General features: G+C 64.9%; 20 protein-coding genes. 13 read left to right on the top strand and 7 right to left on the bottom strand.

All coding sequences use genetic code 11. The features are described 5' to 3' along the window. Positions 1–719, top strand: a 719-nt coding sequence (locus ACTXGA_RS02675; protein WP_443391569.1) for an IS256 family transposase, incomplete at its 5' end; no start/stop codon positions are given. 169 nt (positions 720–888) lie between these two features. Then, positions 889–1,425, top strand: coding sequence for a hypothetical protein (locus ACTXGA_RS02670; protein ID WP_443391568.1), 537 nt, complete (start codon positions 889–891; stop codon positions 1,423–1,425). 59 nt (positions 1,426–1,484) lie between these two features. Here the strand turns inward: ACTXGA_RS02670 and ACTXGA_RS02665 are convergent, their stop codons facing one another. After that, positions 1,485–2,504, bottom strand: coding sequence for a heme-binding protein (locus tag ACTXGA_RS02665; RefSeq protein ID WP_443391567.1), 1,020 nt, complete (start codon positions 2,502–2,504; stop codon positions 1,485–1,487). 184 nt (positions 2,505–2,688) lie between these two features. On the opposite strand from ACTXGA_RS02665, the gene ACTXGA_RS02660 reads away from it, so the two are divergent. After that, entirely contained in the window at positions 2,689–5,187 is a 2,499-nt protein-coding gene (locus ACTXGA_RS02660; RefSeq protein WP_443391566.1) for an ATP-dependent helicase, read from the top strand. Positions 5,188–5,261: 74 nt separating this feature from the next. Here ACTXGA_RS02660 and ACTXGA_RS02655 read toward each other — a convergent pair whose 3' ends face one another. Beyond that, positions 5,262–5,738: an Lrp/AsnC family transcriptional regulator gene (locus ACTXGA_RS02655; RefSeq protein ID WP_443391565.1), complete on the bottom strand. Its 477-nt coding sequence runs from the start codon at positions 5,736–5,738 to the stop codon at positions 5,262–5,264. Positions 5,739–5,890: 152 nt separating this feature from the next. After that, positions 5,891–9,040, bottom strand: coding sequence for a hypothetical protein (locus tag ACTXGA_RS02650; protein WP_443391564.1), 3,150 nt, complete (start codon positions 9,038–9,040; stop codon positions 5,891–5,893). A 167-nt stretch (positions 9,041–9,207) separates the two neighbouring features. Between ACTXGA_RS02650 and ACTXGA_RS02645 the strand changes: the two genes are divergently transcribed. Further along, a complete protein-coding gene (locus tag ACTXGA_RS02645) occupies positions 9,208–9,906 on the top strand; it encodes an SIMPL domain-containing protein (RefSeq protein WP_443391563.1) in 699 nt (232 codons plus the stop codon). Between the two features lie 66 nt (positions 9,907–9,972). Here the strand turns inward: ACTXGA_RS02645 and ACTXGA_RS02640 are convergent, their stop codons facing one another. Continuing rightward, on the bottom strand, positions 9,973–11,268 hold the full coding sequence (locus ACTXGA_RS02640; protein WP_443391562.1) for an O-acetylhomoserine aminocarboxypropyltransferase/cysteine synthase family protein: 1,296 nt from the start codon (positions 11,266–11,268) through the stop codon (positions 9,973–9,975). A 270-nt stretch (positions 11,269–11,538) separates the two neighbouring features. Between ACTXGA_RS02640 and ACTXGA_RS02635 the strand changes: the two genes are divergently transcribed. From ACTXGA_RS02635 to ACTXGA_RS02625, 3 genes are all read left to right on the top strand, one after another. Continuing rightward, positions 11,539–13,161 carry a thiamine pyrophosphate-binding protein gene (locus tag ACTXGA_RS02635; protein WP_443391561.1) on the top strand — a complete coding sequence of 541 codons (1,623 nt, stop codon included), beginning with the start codon at positions 11,539–11,541 and terminating at the stop codon, positions 13,159–13,161. 81 nt (positions 13,162–13,242) lie between these two features. Beyond that, complete coding sequence (locus ACTXGA_RS02630) at positions 13,243–13,476, top strand: hypothetical protein (protein ID WP_443391560.1); 234 nt, start codon at positions 13,243–13,245, stop codon at positions 13,474–13,476. An 18-nt stretch (positions 13,477–13,494) separates the two neighbouring features. Then, complete coding sequence (locus ACTXGA_RS02625) at positions 13,495–15,903, top strand: hypothetical protein (RefSeq protein WP_443391559.1); 2,409 nt, start codon at positions 13,495–13,497, stop codon at positions 15,901–15,903. A 126-nt stretch (positions 15,904–16,029) separates the two neighbouring features. On the opposite strand, the gene ACTXGA_RS02620 is transcribed toward ACTXGA_RS02625, so the two are convergent. Next, a complete protein-coding gene (locus tag ACTXGA_RS02620) occupies positions 16,030–17,193 on the bottom strand; it encodes a beta propeller repeat protein (RefSeq protein ID WP_443391558.1) in 1,164 nt (387 codons plus the stop codon). Between the two features lie 72 nt (positions 17,194–17,265). Further along, positions 17,266–18,267, bottom strand: coding sequence for a GT-B fold glycosyltransferase domain-containing protein (locus tag ACTXGA_RS02615; protein ID WP_443391557.1), 1,002 nt, complete (start codon positions 18,265–18,267; stop codon positions 17,266–17,268). 98 nt (positions 18,268–18,365) lie between these two features. On the opposite strand from ACTXGA_RS02615, the gene ACTXGA_RS02610 reads away from it, so the two are divergent. After that, on the top strand, positions 18,366–18,929 hold the full coding sequence (locus ACTXGA_RS02610) for a hypothetical protein (RefSeq protein WP_443391556.1): 564 nt from the start codon (positions 18,366–18,368) through the stop codon (positions 18,927–18,929). A 285-nt stretch (positions 18,930–19,214) separates the two neighbouring features. Here ACTXGA_RS02610 and ACTXGA_RS02605 read toward each other — a convergent pair whose 3' ends face one another. Then, on the bottom strand, positions 19,215–19,907 hold the full coding sequence (locus ACTXGA_RS02605; RefSeq protein WP_443391555.1) for a metal-dependent hydrolase: 693 nt from the start codon (positions 19,905–19,907) through the stop codon (positions 19,215–19,217). Between the two features lie 115 nt (positions 19,908–20,022). On the opposite strand from ACTXGA_RS02605, the gene ACTXGA_RS02600 reads away from it, so the two are divergent. From ACTXGA_RS02600 to ACTXGA_RS02580, 5 genes are read left to right on the top strand one after another with little or no spacing between them, the layout of a single operon-like run. Next, a complete protein-coding gene (locus tag ACTXGA_RS02600; protein WP_443391554.1) occupies positions 20,023–20,673 on the top strand; it encodes a hypothetical protein in 651 nt (216 codons plus the stop codon). Between the two features lie 35 nt (positions 20,674–20,708). Continuing rightward, the gene (gatC, locus tag ACTXGA_RS02595) at positions 20,709–20,996 is read left to right on the top strand and encodes an Asp-tRNA(Asn)/Glu-tRNA(Gln) amidotransferase subunit GatC (RefSeq protein ID WP_443391553.1); all 288 of its coding nucleotides are present in this window, start codon (positions 20,709–20,711) and stop codon (positions 20,994–20,996) included. Next, on the top strand, positions 20,993–22,480 hold the full coding sequence (gene gatA, locus ACTXGA_RS02590) for an Asp-tRNA(Asn)/Glu-tRNA(Gln) amidotransferase subunit GatA (RefSeq protein WP_443391552.1): 1,488 nt from the start codon (positions 20,993–20,995) through the stop codon (positions 22,478–22,480). The genes gatC and gatA overlap by 4 nt, the downstream gene beginning before the upstream one ends. Positions 22,481–22,512: 32 nt before the next feature. Continuing rightward, on the top strand, positions 22,513–23,214 hold the full coding sequence (locus ACTXGA_RS02585) for a hypothetical protein (RefSeq protein WP_443391551.1): 702 nt from the start codon (positions 22,513–22,515) through the stop codon (positions 23,212–23,214). Positions 23,215–23,234: 20 nt separating this feature from the next. Next, positions 23,235–23,921: an N-acetylmuramoyl-L-alanine amidase gene (locus ACTXGA_RS02580; protein ID WP_443391550.1), complete on the top strand. Its 687-nt coding sequence runs from the start codon at positions 23,235–23,237 to the stop codon at positions 23,919–23,921. Positions 23,922–24,166: the final 245 nt, after the last annotated feature.

Below are 24,166 nucleotides of genomic sequence, written 5' to 3'. Positions count from 1 at the left end.
CGACCTACCTGAAGGTGCGCCAGGGCGGTCGCATCGTCAGTGTCGCGGTCACGATCGCCGTCGGCGTCAACATGGACGGCAGGCGAGAGGTGCTTGGCATGGCCATTGGCGCATCGGAAGCCGAGCCCTTCTGGACCGAGTTCCTGCGCGACCTCGTCCGGCGCGGCCTCACGGGCGTGAAGCTGGTCATCTCGGACGCGCACGAAGGCATCAAGGCCGCCACCGCCCGCGTCCTGTCGACGACCTGGCAGCGGTGCCGGGTTCACTTCCAGCGCAACGCCCTGGCCCATGCAGGCAAGAGCAGCCGTCGGGTGGTGTCTGCCTTCATCGCAACAGCCTTTGCCCAGCCCGACCACGCGGCGGCCAAAGCGCAATGGCGCCAGGTCGCAGATCAGATGCGCCCGAAGCTGCCCAAGCTCGCCACATTGATGGACGGGGCGGAAGAAGACGTCCTCGCCTACATGACCTTTCCCCAGCAACACCGCACCAAGCTACACAGCACGAACCCCATCGAGCGCCTGAACGGCGAAATCAAGCGGCGCACCGACGTCGTGGGCATCTTTCCGAACGAGGCATCCATCCGCCGTCTCGTTGGCCCGATCCTGATGGAGCAGACAGAGGAGTGGACGGTGCTGCGTGGTCGATACCTGACGCTGGAAACCCTCGCGCCAGTGTGCGACCATGTCGTGGTCAGCCTGCCTGCGGCGCAGCGCGACTGACAAGCTCGGCTCGCCGGTGAGCGCGAGGCCCGTCGTGAGCTACACCATCAGCTGGGACATCATCTGGAGCGGGCGGATGACTCGTAAGCCTATTTCGGATTCGCCCGCGCCCATTCCGGCCCCTCACGGCCTTGTCGCGCTTTCTCCTCAAATCTTCAGCATATTTTAAATGCCTTGGCGCAGCTTGGCGGCAGTCGAGATGAAAGGACAGCCCATGCACGCGATGATCGTCGACCTTGATGCCGGACGCCTTGAGCGGATTCAGATCGCCTTTCTGGAAGCGGGGATACATGTCACCGGCTCCGGCAGCATGGCGGTCGCCGAAACCTGCCTGAAACGCGCGGTGGTGGATCTGCTGGTACTGGATGCCGAATGCGGCCCGGAACAGATCGTACACCTGACAGCGCTTGCCGAACGCCGTAACCCCCGCCTTGTGACGCTCATGATGGCGCGCGATCTGGACGTCACCACGGATCTCTACTGTGACGCCGTGACCTCGTTGCATTGTGTCCTCGGGGACTGCGTGTCGCCGCGCATCGTGGCACGCATGGCGCAGGCCTCACTGGCCGGGCGCGCGGCCTGCCGTCTGACGCCGGTCACCGCCGACCACGCTGCCAAACCAAAGGAGCCGCGCTTGCCCCTGCCGGTCTTCACCTCCACGCGGCGCAAACCCGCGCTTCCGGCGGTCGAGGCCGTGCTGGCCTGAGGCGCGCCTCTTGTCGGCAATGACTGGCCTGCCGCCCTTCAAGGCGGCAGGCGTCCTCCTCAGACCCCGGGCATCCCTTCGAGCCGGTAGATGTCGCGCGGCACATCCTCGTCCAGAATCATCGTGTTGATGCTGACGTGGGGCCAGATGATCAGCCCCGGCTGATTGCCGAAACGCGGAAAGAACTCCAGGAACACGACCTGGGCATAGCTCATCGCCCACTTCGCCCCGTGCGGGTGCGAATTGAGCTCCATGATCCAGAAGGTTGCCTTCAGTTCCGTCGCATTGGCCTGCTTGACCACGAAGGGAATGTTCACGATCCCGCCGGTGGAAAGCGCGGTGTCAAAGTGCAACTCGGTGGTGCGCTTGACGTCCAGCGCATTCACCCCCGCCTGCAACAACTCATGCGGTTTCACGACGTCGAAAAGACCAAGGAACTTGTTCGGCCCGGCGAATTTGGCATAGGGCGTCAGATAGGGGCTGGTCAGATCCTGCGTCGCGCCGATCGGCAATGCGTCCAGAGCGGGGACCGTGGGCGGACCGTCGAAACTGCACGAGCGGCCCATCGCCGTGACCGAATCGCCATGCGGAATTGTCGACAGGCGCACGATGTCCAGATCGTCGGTGCGCCGGTCGTGGATATACATCAGGAACCCCGGTTCGTGATGGATGCCGCCGCCCACCGGGCCCTGGATCGTCTCGTCGGTTTGCGGGAAATCATCCACGGCAATCTGTGAAATGGCCTGGGTGTAATCCAGCGCAAAGATGGACTGATCCGTGTTCTCGGGAACTTGCAGGTCGATCCCCCGGTTGGGCACCGGACCGTCGATCTGATCGAACGACAGCGTCTCGTTGTACTGGTTCACCAGCATCCGGTAATTCGGTCCCGGGCCATCGTGAACGAAGGGCAGGGCGATCATGTTCCAGCCGCGCCCCTCAACACCGGTGGGACGGCCATCGTCCCGCTTGTTGATCCAGGTGCCGGGCAGCCGCATCAGCGGGCCAAGGCGATCATCCCCGCGCTCAGCCGTGTCCAGCCTGCGCCCGTATTCATAGATTTCGGAAAGTGCTTTGGTCATTGTTCAAGGTCTCCAGCAAATAAGGCAGACGGCCGCTAAAATTTTCCGGCCACGGGCAGGATATCACAAATGCCCGCATAGCGGGTGTCAAACCTTGAAGATTCCCGCAAATGGTCTGGGCCATTTTGCGAACACAAGGCGAACACGTCTTTCCCTGACAGGCCGATGGCGCTAGATTGCCACCATGAGCAGTTTCGATGAATTCGACGCCTTCGAGGCGTCCTCCCTGTCGGCGCGCGCCATGGCGGCGCGTCCCGCTCCCTATCTGGACGAATTGAACCCGGCCCAGCGGCAGGCGGTCGAGGCGCTGGATGGCCCGGTGCTGATGCTGGCCGGGGCCGGGACGGGCAAGACCAAAGCGCTGATGGCGCGAATTGCCCATTTGATAACAATGGGGAGGGCATCAGCGCATCATATTCTTGCGGTGACCTTCACCAACAAAGCCGCGCGCCAGATGAAGAACCGCCTGGAAAAGACACCCTTTGAAATTCGCGAACCTGTTAGATGGATGGGAACATTCCATTCTTTGTCGGCAAAACTGCTGCGCCGCCATGCCGAACTGGTCGGCCTGAAATCGAACTTCACGATTCTCGACACCGACGATCAGCTGCGCCTGCTCAAGCAACTGGTTCAGGCGGCGGGGATCGACGACAAACGCTGGCCCGCGCGGCAACTGGCCAACATCATCGACGGCTGGAAGAACCGTGCCCTGACCCCGGACAAGGTGCCCGCCTCGGACGGCAGCGCCTACAACAATCGCGGGCCGGAGCTTTATGCCCAGTACCAACAGCGGCTGAAAGAACTGAACGCCACCGACTTCGGCGACCTCTTGCTACACATGGTGACGATCTTTCAGACGCATCCGGATGTGCTTGAGCAATATCAGCGCTGGTTCCGCTACATCCTTGTGGACGAATATCAGGATACCAACGTGGCGCAGTATCTCTGGCTGCGCCTGCTGGCCTCCGCGCACAAGAATATCTGCTGCGTGGGCGACGACGATCAGTCCATCTATGGCTGGCGCGGCGCCGAGGTGGGCAATATCCTGCGGTTCGAAAAGGACTTTCCCGGCGCGCAGGTGGTGCGGCTGGAACAGAACTACCGCTCCACCCCGCATATCCTCGCCGCCGCCTCCAACGTGATCCGTGGCAACACCGGCCGACTGGGCAAGGAGTTGTGGACAGAGGCGGAGGCGGGCGAAAAGGTCCGTCTGATCGGCCACTGGGACGGTGAGGAAGAGGCGCGCTGGATCGGTGAGGAAATCGAATCGATGCAGGGCGGCACGCGCGGAATGCGGCCCTACAGCCTTGATGAGATGGCGATCCTCGTGCGCGCCTCGCACCAGATGCGCGCCTTCGAGGATCGGTTCCTGACCATCGGTCTGCCCTATCGCGTGATCGGCGGCCCGCGTTTCTATGAGCGGATGGAGATCCGCGATGCCATGGCCTATTTCCGCCTCGTGGTCTCGCCTGAGGACGATCTGGCCTTCGAGCGGGTCGTCAACACGCCCAAACGTGGCCTTGGCGACAAGGCGCAGCAGACCATCCAGCGCATCGCCCGCGAAAACGGCGTCAGCCTCTTGGATGGCGCGGCGCGGACGGTTGAACAGCGCGCAATCGGTGCCAAAGGCCTTAAGCAATTGGCGCACTTTGTCGCTCGTATGAATGATTGGTCGTTTCTATCAAGAAATGTGGGAAACAAGGACGAGATTAACCGCATCCATGGCAGAATAGCTGACTTGAAATCCGAGATGGTCGGGGTTGTCGACCCAGATCTCCGTGCCCCTTTCGAGTCGCAGATTGATGTCTGCAAGACGAGAATCGAGGTTCTCAATGGCAATCATGTTTTGTTCGCTCAGCTCATCCTTGACGATTCCGGCTACACCGGGATGTGGCAGAACGACAAGACGCCAGAGGCGCCGGGCCGTCTGGAAAACCTCAAGGAACTGGTCAAGGCACTGGAAAGCTTTGAAAACCTGCAGGGGTTCCTGGAACATGTCGCACTCGTCATGGACAACGAATCCGACGACAGCGGCGCCAAGGTCTCGATCATGACGCTGCACGCGGCCAAGGGGCTGGAATTCCCCGTGGTCTTCCTGCCGGGCTGGGAGGACGGGCTGTTCCCCTCGCAACGCTCGATGGACGAAAGCGGCGTCAAGGGATTGGAAGAAGAACGGCGGCTGGCCTACGTCGGCATCACCCGCGCCGAAGAGGTCTGCACCATCAGTTTTGCGGGCAACCGGCGGGTGTTCGGCCAGTGGCAGTCGCAGATGCCCTCCCGTTTCGTCGATGAACTGCCAGAGGATCACGTCGAGGTCCTGACGCCCCCGGGGCTCTATGGCGGCGGTTACGGGGCCTCGGCCAGCGCGGGCATGGGCGGCGTGAAATCCACGCTGGAAACCCGCGCGGCAGAGGCCAATGTCTACAACTCGCCCGGTTGGAAACGCTTGCAGGAACGACAGGGCCACCGCCCGGTCAGCCAACCGAGCGAAAGCCGGACGCAAGTGATCGACCTAGAGGCCGTGTCGGCCCATACGGTTGGCGATCGCGTATTCCACCAGAAATTCGGCTATGGCGCGATCATCGGCATCGAAGGCGACAAGCTGGAAATCGCCTTTGAAAAGGCGGGGACCAAAAAGGTCGTCGCGCGGTTCATCCATACGGCGGACGATGTGCCATTCTGAGCACGCCACCCGGGCTTGCTGATCGACTTCGGGCCGTGCGCTCGACAGGCGCAGAAAAAGGCGGGCAGCGCCCCTTACCCCACCGGCAAAGGCGCGTCGGCCTTGGGTTGGTCCATGACGATCTGGCTGTGCACGCGGGCCACCACGGGGTGCGCCAGCAGCACCTCCTGGATCAGACGGTTGAGCGCGGGCAGGTCGGGGCAATAGATCCGCAGCAGGTAGTCGGCTTCCCCCGTCATCGTCCAGGCCGAGACGATCTCGCGGCGGGTGCGCAGCAGGCGGGCGAATTCGCGGCCTTCCTCGGCCCCATGCCGTGCCAGTTGCACCTGCACAAAGGCCTGCACATCAAGGCCCAGCTTTTCCGGATCCAGACGCGCGCTGTAGCCCCGGATGATCCCGGCGTCTTCCAGCCGCTGACGGCGGCGGCCCGCCTGACTGGGAGACAGGTTCAGCGCCTCGCCAAGGTTTTGCGCCGTGGCCTGACCGTCACGTTGCACAGCGTCCAAAAGGGCACTGTCGGTGGCGTCGAGGGATGTGCGTCGGTCCGGCATGATTTGGCGCCTTTGTGCGTGGAATTTGCACGAAACATCGCATGTTCGCAGGGGATCCGCAAAACCCGTCTGTCCGCCGGAGGTCATTGACGCAAAAAGCCCCGCCAGAGAGCGGGGCTTACAGAAAGTGATAGAGTCGGGGTCTTTTGCGCTCAGCTGCGCGGCATCTTCAGCACCACGTCCCGGCTGCCCTTCTTGTAGCGCAGGTCGCCATCCCCGATGGCAGAGACCCGTCCGCCGTCCAGCCGGTCCCCGACCTTGACCTTCTGATACTTGCCGTTCGGCAAACGCACCAGCGCGCGGCGGTTGTTGGGTGTGCCGTAGACGCCGATCAGGTTGATCCGGTTCAGGTTGATCGCATTCTCCAGCGTCGCCGAGCGGGCGACGCTTGCGCTGGAGGGCAGGTTGGGCTGGACCGTGCGCGGCGCGATGGCGGCGGTCTGCACCGGCTGCGGATCGGGCCGCTTGTCCGCCTGTTCCACGATGGCGGCCATGTTGCGCGGGCGGCCCACCGGCACCAGCGACGCCTTGACCGCCTGTTCCGTGGCCTCGGGCGACTCGATCTCGGCGCGCTCCTGCACGGTCTGCGGGCGCATCGCCGGGCGGAAACGGGCCAGTTCCGCGCGGGATATCCCGCCCAGTTGCACCCGCTCTCGTTGTTCGATGACGTCTTCGGGCCGGGCATTGGGCCGCACCCGCGCCAGCGCCGCCAGTTGAACGCTGTCCGGTTGCGCCACGGGATCGGGCGCAGGGCCCGCGCCGGAATCGCCGCGCAATGGCGGGATGACCGGCGGGCGCCCGGTAAAGATCCGCAACCCGTCCGGGCTTAGCGCGCCTTCGGGCGTGGCGCGGATCAGGTTGCGCTCGTCGAAATCGAACGACAGGTCCGGGGGCGGCGGCAATCCGGGATCTTCCACCGAGAACCCGGGCGAGAGCCGCGCCGAATCCGGCAGCGCCACCGCGTCGAAAATCTGGATATTGGGATCGATGGAGGCGACATAGATGTCCTGAACGCCGTCTTCGGGCGGGGTCATCGGCGCACCGGGCGAGCGTTGCCAGATGCCCGTGGCAGCATAGCTGACAGAGGCCTCCTCGGGTGACAAGGTGCGCGGCGCCAGCGGCACGGCCAGCGGCGCCGGGCCATTGTCCAGCTGGTCATCCTGGGCCTCGAAAGTGGCGAGCTGCACCCCGGACCCGGGCCGCGCCACCGGGCGGGTTGTGCCATCGGGGGCGGCCCCGGCGGTGCCGGTCGTCACCGTCAGCCCGGCGTCCGGCGTTGCGCTTTCCAGAACCACGCCTTCGGATCCGGCGGGCTCGGGCGCTGGATCCCCGGCGGGCAAGGAGGCGACCACAGGCGACGGATCGCCGCCCCGGAACAGGCGCGCCAGCTTGTCATCCAGAAAGACCGAGGCCCATGCCGCGACACCGGCAAGGAACAACAGCAGCAGCGTCACAAGCATCAGACCGAGGAAGCGCGGCTTGCCGCCGACCACCTCGCGATCCCGCGCGCCGAAGATCGTCATGCGGTCGCGTTCCGCATTGTTGTTGAAAGCCGTTCCGCCTGCGGGCAGGGCCGCTGCACCCGCCGCCGCAACCTGTCCGGCGGGCAGGGCCGTGCGCGGTCCGCGCAGGGCTGCCAGCTTGGCCAGCGGGTTGGGGCCGCCCGCGCCGGTTTTGGCCTTTTTCGGCGCGCTGCGGGCCGCAACCGGACTGTCCGGCACGTCGGCGCGATCCAGAGCAGGGGCCGCTGCAAGGGCGGCTGCCCGCGTCGGCGCCTTGGGAATGGATTTCACACCGGGCTTGGCTTTCAGCTTGCTGGCCAGCTTGGGCGGCAGCACCGCGGCCGCGCCCTTTTCCGGGGCCGGGGCCTTGCGGGATTTGGGCGGCAGTTTCGGCGCGTTCGCGGTCAGCGGCTTTGGCGCGGCGTCGGATTTCGCCGAGGCTTTCAGCGGTGCCTTCGATGCAGCCGGCTTCGTCTTGGCATCGGGTTTTGCAGCCGGCTTTGCCGCAGCCTTGCCTTCGGCGGCATCCGCCGCAGCGGCAGCTTCGGCCAGCAGGGCCGAGGCGGTAGGCCGCGCGAAAAAGCCCGTCCCTTCCTGCTTCGGCTCTGCGGTCTGTTCCGGTTCGGGCGCGGTGGCCGGGGCCACGGGGGTAAAGCGCGGCGCGATATCTTCCGGCAGGGCAGAGCCAAGCGCGGGCGCGTCAGAATGTTGTGGCGCGCCACGGGCGGCGCGGATCGAAGAGAAGGCCAAAGGAGCGGCGGCAGGCGCGGCCAGCGGGGCAGGTGCGGGGGGCACGGCTGTCGTTGGGGCCTCGAGCTTAGGCGCCGCGACCTTGGGCGCCTCGGGTGTCGGGGCGACCGGTTTGCGCGCGGCAATCGCCGCTTCGATGGGGGATTTCGGAGTCTCTGATTTCGGCGCCTCTGTCGGCGCAACCGTAGCCGCAGGCGCAGAGGGCGCAGGCGTCACAGGCTCCGCCTTTGGCGTATCCGCCGACTGCTCTGCCACAGTGGGCCGCGCGTCCGGTTTCGGTTCGGGCTCTGGCGGTGTCTCGGCCACGGGGGCCGCGACCGGCGGCTCTGGCTCTTGCGCCGCAGGTGCCTCGACCGCTTCGGCGGCGGGGCGTGTCTCCTCCGGTGCCTCATCGGGCGCAGGTTCGGCTTTCGCTTCGGTGGGCTCTTCCGCTGGCGGCGTCACCGCCTCCGGTTCCGGCTCCGGGGTGTATTCCGGTTCCTGCACTTCGGGTTTCGGCAGCGGGGCCAGCGCCGCCTTGTTGGCAGCCACGATCTCGATCGCCCGCGCGGGGCGCGACACGGCACGGGTCCACCCTTCGGCCTTGCCAAAGAACACCGCCCCGTCAAAGGCACCATCAGCCGCCCGCGCCAGATAGCAGACCGGCTTGAACCCGTGTTCCACGGCAAAGCTGCGCGCCTCGTCCAGCGTTTCCTGCGCCACGGCGGCGATCATCAGCCGCCCGCCGGACACCACGTGATCCCAGTGCAACTCATCCACGCGGTAGGGCGTCGCCCCGTCCAAAGAGGCACGGATCGCCACGTCGCGGGCGCTGTCCTCGCCTCCCAGATCGGGCTGATCCAGATAACGGATCTGTTCGTTGGGAATGATCAGCGCGACTTGTGCGCCGGTCGGATCCAGACTCTCGGCAAAGTCCCGCAGGGCGATGACGGCGGAATCGAAATCCGCGTGGTCCAGCGAAACCTCGTCCAGCCGGGCCCAGTTGGGGCCCATCCGCCGGAGCAGAGAGATGCCTTCAAACGACAGTGCAAGCGCAAAATTAGGTATCATGGGGCGGTTCTTATCAGTCCTGCCGGGTCTGCGGGAGTCCTTACGCAGTCTGTCAATATTATAAGGCAACTCTTTGCCGAAGAAAAGAAAGCTGCGTTGCAGACTTGCCGATTGGCCCGCTTCAGTGGACAGTCAAGATGGAAAACTGAAATTTTGTGAGGCCTTTCATGCGGATTTTGATATTTTTGATCGCGACTCTCTGCGCGCTGCCCCTTGCGGCCTTGGCCGAAGGCCGGCTGACCGTCTCGGGTGAGGCGCGTGTGGCTGCCGTTCCCGACCTCGCAACGCTCTCTCTGGGGGCCAGTGGGCGCGGCGACACCGCCATCGAGGCGATGAACGCCACCTCCGAAGCGGTGGATGCGATTCTCGCCCGGCTGGCATCGCTGAACGTCGAGGCGCGCGATATCCAGACAAGGCAGCTGCGCGTCAACGAACAGACCCGCTGGGACCGCGACACGGAGCAGGAGATCTTCATCGGCTACTATGCCACCAATTCCGTCAGCGTGCGGGTCCGCGATCTGGACCGGATCGGTGAATTGCTCTCTGCCGTGCTGGATGACGGGGCCAACGATTTGCAGGACCTCTCCTTCGGTCTGCAACACCCGCGTGAGGTCGAGGATGAGGCCCGCCGCCGCGCGGTGGCCGACGCACAGGCCAAGGCCGCGCTCTATGCCGAGGCGGCAGGCATGCCGCTGGGCGCGATCCTGTCGATCAAGGATTCGGCGGAACCGCTGGTGCGCTCCATCGTTCAGGCCGAACCGATGATTGTCGTCGAAGAGTCCCCCGCCGCCCGCGACGTTCCCGTCGCCGCCGGGGAAATCGAGGTGCGGGCCGAGGTCACGATGGTTTTTGCCATCGGCGACTGACCCCACGAAAGCAAAACGGCGCGGCGATTGGCTCGCCGCGCCGTCTGGTTCTTGCGGGGGCCGGTGTTACGACCCGGCCTTGTTCAGCGCCTGGTTCAGATCGGCGATCAGGTCGTCCGCATCCTCGATCCCGATGGAAATCCGCACCACGTTCGGCGCCGCGCCCGCCGCGACCTGCTGTTCCTCGGTCAGCTGGCGGTGCGTGGTCGAGGCCGAGTGGATCACCAGGCTGCGCGTATCGCCAAGGTTCGCCACGTGGGAAAAGATCTCCAGCGAGTCCACAAAGCGGATGCAGGCGTCATAGCCGCCCTTCAGCGCCACGGTGAACAGCCCGCCGGTGCCTTTGGGGCAGATCCGCTCGGCCCGTTCCCGGTAGGGGGACGACTTCAGCCCGGCATAGGTCACCGCCTCAACCGCGTCATGGGTTTCCAGCCACTCGGCGATCTTGGTCGCGTTCTCGACGTGGCGCTGCATCCGCAGGCTCAGCGTCTCGATCCCCATCAGCGTGTAATGCGCCGCCTGCGGGTTCAGCGTCATGCCAAGGTCACGCAGACCGATGGCGATGCCGTGGAACGTGAACGCCAGCGGGCCGAACGTCTCGTGGAATTTCAGCCCGTGATAGGCCGGTTCCGGCTCCGACAGGGAGGGGAACTTGTCGCTGGCGGACCAGTCGAACTTGCCCGAATCCACCACCACGCCGCCGGTCACGGTGCCGTTGCCGGTCAGGTACTTGGTCATCGAATGCACCACCAGCGTCGCGCCATGTTCGATCGGGCGGCACAGATAGGGCGTGGCCGAGGTGTTGTCGACGATCAGCGGCAGGCCCGCCTTGTCGGCAATCGCCGCCAGCGCCTGAATGTCGCTGACATAGCCGCCCGGGTTGGCCACGCTCTCGCAGAACAGCGCACGGGTGTCGTCGTCAATCGCCGCCTCGACCGCCGCCAGATCATCGGTGTCGACGAATTTCGCGGACCAGCCAAAGCGCTTGATCGTCTGGCTGAACTGGGTGATCGACCCGCCGTACAGCCGCGTCGACACCACCACGTTGCGGCCCGGCGCCATCAGCGGGAACAGCGCCATGATCTGCGCCGCGTGCCCTGAGGAACAGCAGACCGCGCCAACGCCGCCTTCCAGCACCGCAACCCGTTCCTGCAGGGCGGCAACCGTGGGGTTGGTCAGGCGCGAATAGATGTAACCCACTTCCTGAAGGTTGAACAAAGCCGCCGCATGTTCGGCATCGCGGAACACATAGGCCGTGGTCTGGTAGATCGGCACCTGCCGCGCGCCGGTGGCCGGGTCGGGCCGCGCGCCTGCGTGGATCTGGAGGGTGTCAAAGCCGTAGCTGGGCTCTTCCTGGTTCATGGTCGGGTCTCCCTGGGTTGTTCTGGCCATAGGAGTAGGCGATTGGCGCAACAGGGGCCAGAGCGGGCAGGCGGCGCGCGTGACATTCAGTTTACCGAAGGTAATCCGGTCAGGCGCGATGCGGTTACAGCACCTATGCGCGTGATCCCCGCATCATCACGGCAAATCCCGCAAATCCTGCGCGTCAAATCCTGAAGTCTCTCCATATTTGCGCAAAAATCGCATCCCGGATCGGCTATGCATGACGCAACGCCGCCACAGGAGCCCCGCATGCCCAGCCCGTTTCACGTCTACCAATCCCTTGCCCGCGCCGTACACGACCACGGGACCGACACGATGTTCGGCCTGATGGGGGATGCCAATCTCTTCATGGTGGACAGTTTCGTGCGCGACTGCGGCGGGCGCTTTGTCCCGGCCGCGCATGAGGGCAGCTCGGTCCTGATGGCCCTGGCCTACGCCCATGTGGCGGGCAAGGTCGGCGTGGCCACCGTCACCCACGGGCCCGCGCTGACAAACTGCACCACCGCCCTGACAGAGGGCGTGCGCGGCCACATTCCGATGGTGCTGATGGCGGGCGACACGCCGGTCGCCAACCCGCGCCACCTGCAGGGCATCGACCAGCGCGAACTGGTGAAATCCACCGGCGCGGGATTCGTGCAGGTCCGCGCGCCGGGCACCGTCGGGGCCGACGTGGCCCGCGCCTTTTACCGCGCACAGGTCGAACGCCGCCCCATCGTGTTGAACATGCCCGCCGATTTCATGTGGCAGGAGGTGGAACACGACTGCCGCCCGCTGGATGTCTTCACCGCGCCGGGCGGCGTGGCAGAGGGCGACACGCTGGATCAGGCCATCGGCATGATCGCCTCGGCCCGCCGTCCGATCATCCTTGCCGGGGGCGGCGCGGTGAACGCCCGCGACGCCCTGATCCGCCTCGCCGACCGGCTGGAGGCGCCGCTTGCCACCACGCTCAAGGCCAAGGGCCTGTTCCGCGACCACCCCTACAACATGGACATTTTCGGCACGCTCTCGACCCCCGCCGCCTATGACCTGATCGCGCAGTCCGACTGCATCGTCTGTTTCGGCACCGGCCTGCATGATTTCACCTCCGATCGCGGCAAGCTGATGAAGGACAAGCGCATCGTTCAGGTCGATATCGAGGCCACCGCCATCGGCGGCAGCATTCACCCCGACGCGGCCCTTGTGGCAGACGCGGGCCTGACCGCCGAAACCATCCTCTACTGGCTGGATGAGGCGGAAATCCCCGGCAGCGGCTTTACGCGTGAACTGGACGGCGTGGCCCTGACCGCGCATCCGCTTGGCAGCGACCGCACCGCAATCGGCTGCGTCAACTATGTGCACGCGCTTGACCGGCTGGAACAGGCGCTGCCTCAGGACCGCGTGCTGGTGACCGACGGCGGCCGCTTCATGACAGAGGTGTGGTGCCGCATCTCTGCCCCCGATCCGCGCTCTTTCGTCGTCACCGCGAATTTCGGTTCCATCGGTCTGGGTCTGCAAGAGGCCATTGGCGCGGGCCTTGCCGCCCCCGACCGCCCGGTGGTCATGTTCACCGGCGACGGCGGTTTCATGATGGGCGGCATCAATGAATTCAACACCGCCGTGCGGCTGGGGCTGGACCTGATCGTGATCGTCGCCAACGACTCTGCCTATGGCGCCGAACACATCCAGTTTCTCGACCGCAAGATGGACCCCAGCCTGACGGAATTCGACTGGCCCTCCTTTGCAGAGGTCGCCACCGCGCTAGGCGGGCAGGGGATAGAGGTGCGCTCCTCTGACGAGCTGGAACTGGCGCTCTCCGCGCTGGACACGCGGACCAAACCCGTGCTGATCGACCTCCGGCTGGACCCGAATGACGTGCCCCGCATGCGGATCTGAGGCCTTGGCCCTTGGCCGGTCACAGACTTGACCTGACGTCGCTCATGCCGCAGCGTGGGCGTTTCAGAGGAGATTGTTCCGATGACCGCATTTCAATCAGCGATCCGCGTCGCCTGTTTTGGCCTGATGTTTGTCCCGACGCTGGCCGCCGCCGAACGCATCGACGACTTCCACCCGCTAGTCCATGACACCGACAGGCCGCAAGTGCTTAGCCTCGACGGCGACATCACCATCCGCACGCCGGTCATGTTGGACCGGGCGCTGAAACGCTTTCCGCAGATCACCGAAATCCACCTGTCCAGCCGCGGCGGCTAGGTCCATTCGGCGCTGACCATGGCCTATGCGGTGCGCGAGGCCGGGCTGCGCACCGTGATCCCAGATGGAGCGGTCTGTCATTCCGCCTGTTCCTACCTGTTTCTGGCCGGGGTCGACAGGTCGGCACAGGGCGAACTGGGTGTCCATCAGCTGGCCTCGAACAGCGACAGCCTGCGCGCTGGGCAGGTTGCACTTGCCGACATAATGAGCGCATTTGACGATTTCGGCGTCAACGGCGCGGTGGTGAACAAGATGCTGCTGACCCCGGCCAACAGCATGTATGTCTTTGACAGCGGCGAAATGACGGACCTTGGCCTTAACCGGGCGACCCCTTGCGCCGGGGCAGAGCCGCATCTGGCGCGGATCGGTGCGACCGACGCCGGGGCGCTGCGCCTGCACCTGCGGGCCTATGCCGATTGCGCTACCGTCCAGCGGGCCGACAGCCAGCTTGCGGCGCTCACCGCCAATGCCGCCAAGGACAAGAACCCGACGCCGGTCACACCCGTGGCGCAAGAAGCCGCGCGCCCCTGCACCGAAGCCGAAGGCTGGGACCAGATCCTGCGCGTCTGCCGGGCAGCGCTGGCCGCGGGTGGTTGGGACACGACACAGGAGGCGGCCCTGCAAAACGCCATCGGCGCGGGTTTTCTTGAAACCGGCGATGCTTTTGCCGCGGATGAGGCCTTTCAGGAGGCGCTGACCCAGATGCCGGACACGCCGGCCTTTGTGGAAAACCGCGCGCTGGCGCTGATCGCGCTGGACCAGCATGAGGCGGCGGCCGACCTGCTGCGCGCCGCCATCGCCGCCACATCCGCGCCGCCCGAACGGCTGATCGTCCGTCTGGGCATGGCCGACCGTGGTGCGGGCAAGGTGAACACGGCTTTCCAGGTCTGGGATGACCTGCTGTCGGACGATGCCGCCGATGCGGCCCGCATCCGCCTCTGGCAAGAGGCGCTGGCACGGCAGGGCCATTTTCAACAGGCCATCGACGGGCGCTATACCGCGTTGACCCGCATCGCCGTGCAGCAATGCAGCTATGACGCCGAGTGCCTGCCGCCCGGCGCAGACGCCCCGCCGCGCCTGCTGCCGGTGCCGGTGGCGGATGTGCCGCTGGATCTCAGCCGGGGTGCCGCTGCCACCAGCCTGCTGATGACGCTGGGCGAGCCGGATGGAGAGGGTCCTTGCAATCAGGGTCAGCCCGAGATGAATATCCACCTCTGCCTTGCCATGTTGCAAGAGGGTGATTTCGACAGTGCCGAGCGTTCGGAAATCGAAAACCTGCTTGCGCGGCAATACCTGGATATTGGCGACTTCGACGAGGCCGACGCTGCCATGACCCGCGCCATCGCGCTGGTTCCGCCCGATTCCAGCCTGTTCGTGAATCGGGCAGTGGTGCGTTACCGCAAAGGCGATTTCGCAGGGGCGCTTGTGGATTTCGAGGCCGTTTCCGCATTGAGAAAAAATTGGGGGTCCAATTTTATCAGGGTTCAAAGCGAAATTTCGCGCGGCAATACGCTTGCACGACTTGGCCGGGCGGAAGAGGCCGCAGAGGTCTGGTACATTGCCTTCGCTGACGAAAACGCTGACGAAAATTCGCAAATCCGCGCCGCCATCGCCAGCGACTTGCAGAGGTTTCTTAAGTCTGCGGGTCATTACACCGGCGGTTTCGACGGCAAATTCGGTCCGGAGTCGCGCCAAGCCTTGACCGACTGCGCCACAGCCGGGGATTGCGTGCTTTCCGGAAGCTTCGACTACTATTCGTTTTCCGAAATTCCTGGCTTCTCCTACAGGACCCACCCTCCACCTCCCAAAGGTCCGCTCTATTTCGACAAGGCCCGCCGCGACAGCGCCAAGGCCGCTCTGGACGAATGCAGCGGGACCTGGGATCATGATTTGGAACTCGTGGCTTGCACCCGGGCGATCTCAACGGGTTGGCTCCTCAATCATGAAGCTGCAAAGGCATACGAAAAGCGCTCCAATGGGTACTACTACCTGGACAATCCGCGACAAGCGCTGGAAGACTATCGAGCGTATTTGCGGTTTTCCGGCTATTCGCTCTCTGACGCCGGCAGATGGTATGTCCTGCTTCTGTTGATGGCTGACGAGCATGAGGAGGCGCTTTTCTATATTCCAAGACTCCAGAAGAACAATGACCCCTTTGCCGAATTCTACCTTGGCCTTTCCCTCGCCGGGCTTGGCCGGATGGCCGAGGCTGAACAGGTCTGGCTGGCGGATTACGACAGGCTTTCGGATGTGGACTTGTACAATCTGGCCTTTGATCAGGATGTCTACATGCTCTACGTCGAACATCTGCGGTCCAAGGACCTTATCCCGGTGAACTTCGACTGGTTCAAGGACGGCAAGACGCCCGCCTTGCGTGGGGCCATCGGGCGCTGCGCCTCGGATCCGGCCTGCTATACCCTGAAGTGAGGCGGAATAACCCGGTCCTGACACTGCGCCCGGACCGGGTATTCGTTACCCAAAGGTAAAACCGTCCTTGTAACCCCTTGATCCTGCATTCCCCCTAACCTGTCCACGCGTGGACAGAGGGGCTGATCACTGGCTCGTCACCGTCTCCACACACAGCACCGTGGGCAGGTGGCGGGCAATCTCGGACCAGCTGTCCCCCTCATCGAAAGAGGCAAAGACAGAGCCCGAATTCGTCCCGAAATACAGCCCCGGTGCCTCGGCCCGATCCACCGCCATCGCCTGCCTCAGCACGGTGAAAAAACAGCTCTCCTGCGGCAACCCCTCGCGGCACGCCTCCCAGCTGTCGCCCCCGTCCCGTGACCGCCAGACCGCCGCCGAGGCCTCGGGCGGATACCGCCCGGCCGAGTCGCCATTCAAAGGCAGGGTCCACAAGGTGCGCGGCTTGTCCGGATGCACCGCGATGGGAAAGCCAAAGGTCGACGGCAGCCCCGCCGTGATATCATCCCAGCTGCGCCCCCCGTCCGATGACCGCCAGACCCCGTGATGGTTCTGCTGGTACAACAGATCCCCATCGCCCGAGGCCCGCACCATATTGTGGACGCAATGCCCGGTCTCGCCATCCTTCGGCGCGGCGGGATGGTGATGATGGGCGCAGGCCTCGGCATTGGACAGGCGATTGCGCCGCTCCCAGCTGCCGCCGCCATCCTCGGAGGCAAAGACCCCCGCCGCCGAAATCCCCAGCCACAGCTTGTCCGGTGCCTGCGGGTTCGCCACGATGGTGTGCAGCGTCAGCCCCGCCGCTCCGGGCTGCCAGCTGTCGGCGGAGGGGTGATCGGTCAGGCTGTCCACCGCGCGCCATGTCTCGCCCTCATCCTCGCTGACAAAGAGGATCGCAGGTTTGCCCCCGGCGTAGAGCTTGTCACCCACGCGGCCCAGCGACCAGATCGCCTCGACCCGGCCCGAAAACTCGGCGGGCGGCTTGGGTTCCGTTCCGAAGAACGCCGCCGTTTCGGGGTCATTGCGGATCCATTCATCCATGCTGCCGTCTGAAAGCTTGGCCATGGTCCAGCTTTCGCCGCCATCGGTGGACCGCCAGACGCCAGCGCCGTGCCATTCACCGCCGCCGCCCGCCCAGAGGTGGCCGTTGCCCGCGTCGCCGATGGCATGGTTGATCGACCAGCCATCACAGAGCGGGCCCTTGACCTGCCACCTCTCGCGGTCGCCATCGGAGGCGCGAAGCAGGAACAGCCCCTTCGTCGTCCCCACGAGTACCGTGATGCCCTTGTCCATGATGCGCCCCTGTATGTCCTGATCGCGGGCCAATCATACCACGGCTTCGGCCCGGAAAAGCAGGGAAATGCGTCAGCGCATCCAGAAGCCTGCGCGCTTGATCTGGTTGCGCAGGGCCTGTTCCTTGCGCGGCAGGTCGTCCCGGTCAAAAAGCGCGCGCACCTTCTGTCCCCGCCCCTGATAGACCATGCGCAGAAAGGCATCGTGGCCTTTCAGCACCTTCTTGATCTTGTGGGGGGCAGTGACCTCCTCCAAGACCTCGACCGCGCGGTCGCTTTCCCGCGCATAGAGCAGGGGCAACAGGCGGTAGTGGCAGGTTACCTCTCCGTCCAGCAGGCCCTCGGGCAGGGCGTCGCGCCCGCCGCCAAGGCCGTGAATAACCAAGGGTAACACCACCTGGTCCAACCAGGGATCAAGGGTCTGGCAGATCAATTCCTCGGGCGGGTTGTCCCGCACCTCGACCGCGTATTGCCGGAAGAGATCGCCAAAGACCTTGGGGCAGCGGTAGTAGAAGAAGCCGGCATTGAAATAGAGATAGCGGCGCCAGTGCTCGTCGGGCCAGTCCGGATCGAGGCTGGACGCAAAATCCAGTCCGAACCGATCATACAGCGATTTCCAGGTCTGCGTGTAGCCGGGGCCGTAGAGTTCGATCTGCGGCCATGTGCCCTCGCGGCGCAAGGAGGCGGTGGGACGATTGAAATCGAAGGGCACGCGGGACAGGCTGTCGAGGATCAGCGTGTCGGTGTCGAAAAAGACAAAGGGTTCGCCTGCAGGCAGCACCTCCAGCGCCTCGATCTTGTTGCCCTGCGGATAGCTGGCACCGAAATCGCGGTTCTCGAAGGGGCGGATTTCGGCACCGAGATCCTTCAGCAGCGCCCGCGCGTCCGCGTCCCGGATGGCCGGATCCGAGGGCCAGAGCGGACCGGCCTGCGGTTCCGCCACGATCAGTCGGAACCCGGGGCCGCCCTGCGCCGCCAGCGAGGCGGCAAAGAGCACGCCCTCATAGGTCAGCCGCCCGGCCTGCGCCACGATGAGGATATTTACAGTTTGAGCCGCGTCGCCCTCGCGTGCCATTGTGGTTCTGCCCGTGTTGCCCTTGGCGGCACTATAAGCGGGCGGGCGCGGGGCCGAAAGCGGCGATGCGCCGGGACCTTTTTTCTTGGGAGCCGCGGATGCTCGACCTTGTTCTTCTTGTCATTGCCATCGCCACCGGTGCGCCCGGGGCGGAGACGTCAGAGCGCGCGGCCGCCCCGCTGCCACCGGCCTCGGAAAGCGGTGAGGCGCGCAGTTTTACCTCGGCCGAGGATTTGCCGCCCGGGTCGGTTCCGGACCCCGAACCGGAGCCGGCATCGCCCTACGAGGCGGAACAACAGGTCGCCACGGGCCGATTTCTGACCGCGCTGGAGGTCAAGCCGATCCTTGCGGCGACCCGCGCCAACTGGATCGCCGTGCGTGAATTCGACGGGCAGGATCTGGTCTACGTCACCCATATCTGGAGCTGGCGATGCGGGCTGGTGGCGATGCATGTGGGGATCAACGGGGCCGAACCGGAGCCCTGGCCGCTGCCCGACTGCCACGAAGAGACCAATGCGCCGAACGCCATGTTGCCGGACGACGGGCTGCCGTACCGGGCCTTTCCGCTGAAGTCGATCGAGACCGTCACGGTGGAACTGGTATATGACGATCTGACCACTGAAAGGGTCAGCTTCAACCGGCAGGGGGCACTGATCCCATGACGGAGAGAGGTCGGGGACGGGACTCGCGCCCATCTGGGCCGCATCGCCCGCCCACCGACCCTTTGACGACGCGCCGTTGGCGCGTTTCAGGCTTTGGGTCCCACCCGGAAACAAGCCTGCACCTGTTCCCCGAACCCGCCCTTCGCTGAAGGATGCCTGCGACAGGCCCCGGTGGGCGGCAAGGGCAAGCCGCGCGGACGCGCGGGGCTGCGCCCCCTTGCCTCCCCCCGGTGCCCGACGCCTGACGGCATCAGCGAGGGCGGCTCCGGGGAACAGGTTTGGGCCTCAGACCGTGATCGGCTGCAGGACCTGCGGTTCGATCACAGTGACGCCGGGCAGGGCGGCGGCAAGGGTTGTCGCGGATTGTTCCAGCCCCGGGAAGGTCCGGTAGTGGCCGGGAATCACGGTCTTGAAGTCGAAGTACTGACAGGCCGCCCAAGCCGCCTGTTTCATGTCCATGGTGTAATAACCGCCCGCCGAGAGGATGCCGATATCGGGTTTGAAATAGGCCCCGATCCAGGCCATGTCGGCCATGATGGCGGTGTCGCCAGAGTGATAGATTGTGTGGCCCTCACCCTTTATCACGAAGCCGGTTTCCATGCCCATGTAGCGAGGCGTGCCGTCGACGGCCATGGAAGAGCTGTGCGAGGCGGGCACCATGGTGACAGAGACCTCGCCAAAGGAGATCGTGCCGCCCTTGTTAAAGCTGTGGCCTTCCTTGGCGCCCATGCCCACCAGAGCCGCCGCCAGTTCGTACATGCCCGAGACCGGCGCGCCGGTTTTCTGGCTGATGTCGACGATGTCGTTGGTGTGGTCGAAATGGCCGTGGGTGACGAGGATCTGGGTGGCGCCCGCGATGGCGGCCGCGCTGTCCTGCCCCTCCATCATCGGGTTGCCATTGATCCACGGGTCGATCAGCAGCACCTCGCCGCCGATTTCGATTCGGAATGAGCCATGGCCGAGCCAGATGATTTGCATGTCGTCCTCCCTGATTTGCATTGCGGAGAGCCTAGCATGATGATTTGCCAAGGCCATAAGGCGCGGCGTGGCCAGCGCGCCGCGTCGCAACCGAAAACTGGGATCTGGCAGGCACATGGACTGGACACGCGCCGTCGACGGCTATTGCGAAAGGCTGGGGCCGGAGTTCTGGTCCGAGCCGGTGAATGCGTTGACAAATGCCGGGTTCGTGTTGGTGGCGCTGTTCCTTTGGCGAGGAACCTTCGGGTTGGGACGGGTGTTGTGCGCGATCCTTGTTGTGATCGGCGGCGGGTCATTCCTGTTTCACACCTTTGCTCAGCCTTGGGCCGGGGTGGCGGACGTGGTGCCGATCCTGATTTATGTGCTGGTCTATATCTACGCGGCGAACCGCGATTTCTGGGGCTTGGGGCGGTGGTCATCGCTGGGCCTGACGGCGCTTTTCTTTCCCTATGCCGCTGCGACTGTGCCGTTGTTCGGGCTGATTCCGGGGTTGGGCGGGACCGCCGGCTATGCGCCGGTGCCGCTGCTGATCGCGATCTATGCCATTTTGTTGCGCCATCGCGCGCCGGAAACGGCAAGGGGGCTGGGCATTGGCGTTGCGATCCTTCTGCTGTCGATGACCGCGCGCGCAATCGATGAACCCATGTGCACTGTGATCCCGATGGGCACACATTTCCTGTGGCATCTGCTGAATGCTGCGATGTTGGGCTGGATGATCCACGTCTGGACGCGGCATGTGCTTGCGGCGCGCGGGGCAGGGCGGTAAAGCCTGCGCCTGAGAACAAGAGACAAGAGGCCCCCATGTCGATCGACATCGAGACCGCGGCGCGCGTGGCGCATCTGGCCCGTATCAAGGTGGAGGCGGATGATCTGCCTGCGCTGGCCCAATCCTTCAACGATATCCTCGGCTTTATCGAGCAGTTGAACGAGGTGGACGTCGAGGGAGTGGAGCCCATGGTTTCGGTCACGCCGATGCGCCTGAAACGACGTAAGGATGGCGTCACCGATGGCGGCATGCAGGACAAGATCCTGTCGAACGCGCCCGACGCGCGCGAAGGGTTCTTTGCTGTGCCGAAGGTGGTGGAATGACGGATCTCACGAAATTGAAGATCGCCGAGGCGCGCGATGCGCTGCGCAAGGGTGACGTGACCTCGGCGGAACTGACCGAGGCCTGCCTGACGGCCATCGAGGGCGCGGATGCGCTGAACGCCTTTGTGCACAAGACCCCCGAGATTGCGCGCGAACAGGCGGCTGCCGCCGACGCGCGGATCAAGGCGGGCGATGCGCCGTCTCTGTGCGGTATTCCCTTGGGCATCAAGGACCTGTTCTGCACCAAGGGCGTGGCTTCTCAGGCGGCGTCGAACATTCTGAACGGGTTCACGCCCGAGTATGAATCGACGGTGACGACGCAGCTCTTCGACGCAGGCGCGGTCATGCTGGGCAAGCTGAACATGGACGAATTCGCCATGGGCTCGTCCAACGAAACCTCCTGCTATGGCAACGCGGTGAATCCCTGGCGGCGCGGCAATGACGATGCTGAATTGACGCCGGGCGGATCTTCTGGCGGCTCGGCCTCGGCCGTGGCGGCGGACCTCTGCCTTGGCGCGACGGGCACCGACACCGGCGGCTCGATCCGCCAGCCCGCTGCCTTTACCGGCATCACGGGCATCAAGCCGACCTACGGGCGCTGTTCGCGCTGGGGAATCGTCGCCTTTGCGTCGAGCCTCGATCAGGCCGGGCCGATGGCCAAGGACGTGCGCGACGCCGCGATCATGTTGCAGGCGATGTGCGGCCATGACCCCAAGGATTCGACCAGCGCCGACCTCGCCGTGCCGGATTTCGAGGCGATGCTGACCGGCGATATCAAGGGCAAGACCATCGGCATTCCGCGCGAATACCACATGGACGGCATGCCCGCAGAGATCGACGCGCTTTGGGCCGAAGGGCGCAAAATGTTGCAGGATGCGGGCGCAAAGATCGTCGACATCAGCCTGCCGCACACCAAATACGCGCTGCCGGCCTATTACGTGATCGCTCCGGCGGAGGCGTCGTCGAACCTCGCGCGCTATGACGGCGTGCGCTATGGCCACCGTGCCAAGCTGGCGCAGGGAGACGGCATCGTCGAGATGTACGAAAAGACCCGCGCCGAAGGGTTCGGCGATGAGGTCAAGCGCCGCGTCATGGTGGGCACCTACGTGCTGTCGGCGGGCTTTTACGACGCCTACTACAACCGCGCGCGCAAGGTGCGGACGCTGATCAAGAAAGACTTCGAGGATGTGTTCGCGCAGGGCGTGGACGCGATCCTGACGCCTGCGACGCCCTCTGCCGCCTTTGGCCTGGGCGAGATGAAGGACGCCGATCCGGTGCAGATGTACCTTAACGACGTCTTCACCGTGACGGTGAACCTTGCTGGACTGCCGGGCATTTCGGTGCCTGCCGGGCTGGACAAGCAGGGGCTGCCGCTGGGCCTGCAGCTGATCGGGCGTCCGTGGGAAGAAGGCGATCTGCTGAATTGCGCCTACGCGCTGGAACAGGCCGCGGGATTTGTGGCCAAACCGGCGAAATGGTGGTAGAGGCACCTGCAAAAGACAAAGCAGGACACTCTATGAGACCCTATTTCCTGGTGATGGCCGCCCTGACCGTGGCGGCCTGTGCCCCCGCTGTTCCCGACAGCGGGGCAAACGTGCCCGATCCGGGGCAGGGCGTGGGCTTTGGCAACTACGACGATTACGCCTCCCGGCGTGAGGCGCAGTTGAACGGGCAGGCGGGCGCGATCCCGGTCGCGCCGGACGTACAGTCCGGCCCGATAGACGGGCGTGAGGCGCGCGCTGCTGCTGCCGCTGCGGCGGCCAATTCCGGCGCTTCGCCGGTGGATGCCGATCCCAGCAACCCGTCTCCGCAGATCGTCGCCAACGCGCGTGGCATTTCGGGCGAAAACGACTTTTCCGCCGTGTCGCGCACCCGTGACATCGCCGCGGATGCCGCCCTGCTGGAGCAGAATCGCGCGCAATACACGGTTGTCACCCCCGAGGCGCTGCCCGCGCGTGAGGGATCGGACCGTCCGAACATCGTGGAATATGCCCTGCGGACGACCAACCCGGTGGGCACTGCGCTCTACAAACGGTCTGGCCTGAACGCGCAGGCGCGGTATGAGCGGGCTTGTGCGGCTTTCAGTTCGGCGGATCTTGCGCAGGAAGAGTTCCTTGCGCTGGGCGGCCCGGAAAAGGACCGCAAGGGCATGGACCCGGACGGCGACGGTTTTGCCTGCACTTGGAACCCCGCGCCGTTCCGCGCGATCCGCGGCTGAGACGGCCCGTCTGACAGCTGATGTCTGACGCCATTTGGCATCCCTCTCCGAACTTTGGTGACCGGCGCGGTGTTTCCGCGCCGGATATGGTGGTTTTGCACTATACCGCGATGCAAAGCGCCGAAGCCGCACGGGACTGGCTGTGCACCCCCGAAAGCGAGGTGTCCTGCCACTACGTGATCGCCGAAGACGGGCGGCTGTGGCAGTTGGTGCGCGACGAAGACCGGGCCTGGCACGCGGGCCGCGGGTGCTGGGGCGCGGTTCGGGACGTCAATTCCCATTCCATTGGTATCGAACTGGCGAATACCGGTTTCCACCCGTTTCCGGAGCCGCAGATGCGGGTGTTGGAACACCTGCTGGCGGGGCTGCTGGCGCGCTGGTCGATCCCGCCGGAGCGGGTGGTTGGCCATTCGGACACGGCCCTGGGCCGGAAAACCGACCCGGGCGGGCGATTTGACTGGCGGCGTTTGGCGCGGCGTGGTCTGGCGGTCTGGCCGGAGGGGGAAGCAAGGGAAGTGGACGCGGCGTGTTTCGCCCGCGATTGCGGCCTGTTCGGCTATGAGTGGTGTGAAGAGACCGCCGATCTGGTGCTGAACGCGGTCCGGTTGCGGTTTCGCCCATGGGCCTCTGGCGCATTGGACGCGGTGGATTGCGGGATCATGGCGTGCCTCGCGGCCCGTCACCCCTGCCGTGTGGCGGAGGTCTGATCCAGCGGAGCGCTGCCGCGCGCTGATTTCCGCCCGTGGCTACGCGACGGTCCATGTTTGGCGGTGCGCTGTGGCGCGCGGGATTAGGTCGCTTCGGTCTTCACCGGAACGAAGACCTTCGTTCCGGCCCCCTCCCTCGCTTTCTTGCTGCCTGAGCCAATCCCGCCCCCCCTGCAAGGGCAAGCCGCGCTGGCGCGCGGTGCGTGCCGCACCCTTGCAGGCGGCACGGGATCGCCTCTTTTCGG

Source organism: Antarctobacter jejuensis, from assembly GCF_052266595.1.
Lineage (GTDB): Bacteria > Pseudomonadota > Alphaproteobacteria > Rhodobacterales > Rhodobacteraceae > Antarctobacter > Antarctobacter jejuensis.
Note: the sequence above shows the minus strand (reverse complement) of the source record. Positions and strands in the feature narration are given on the sequence as shown.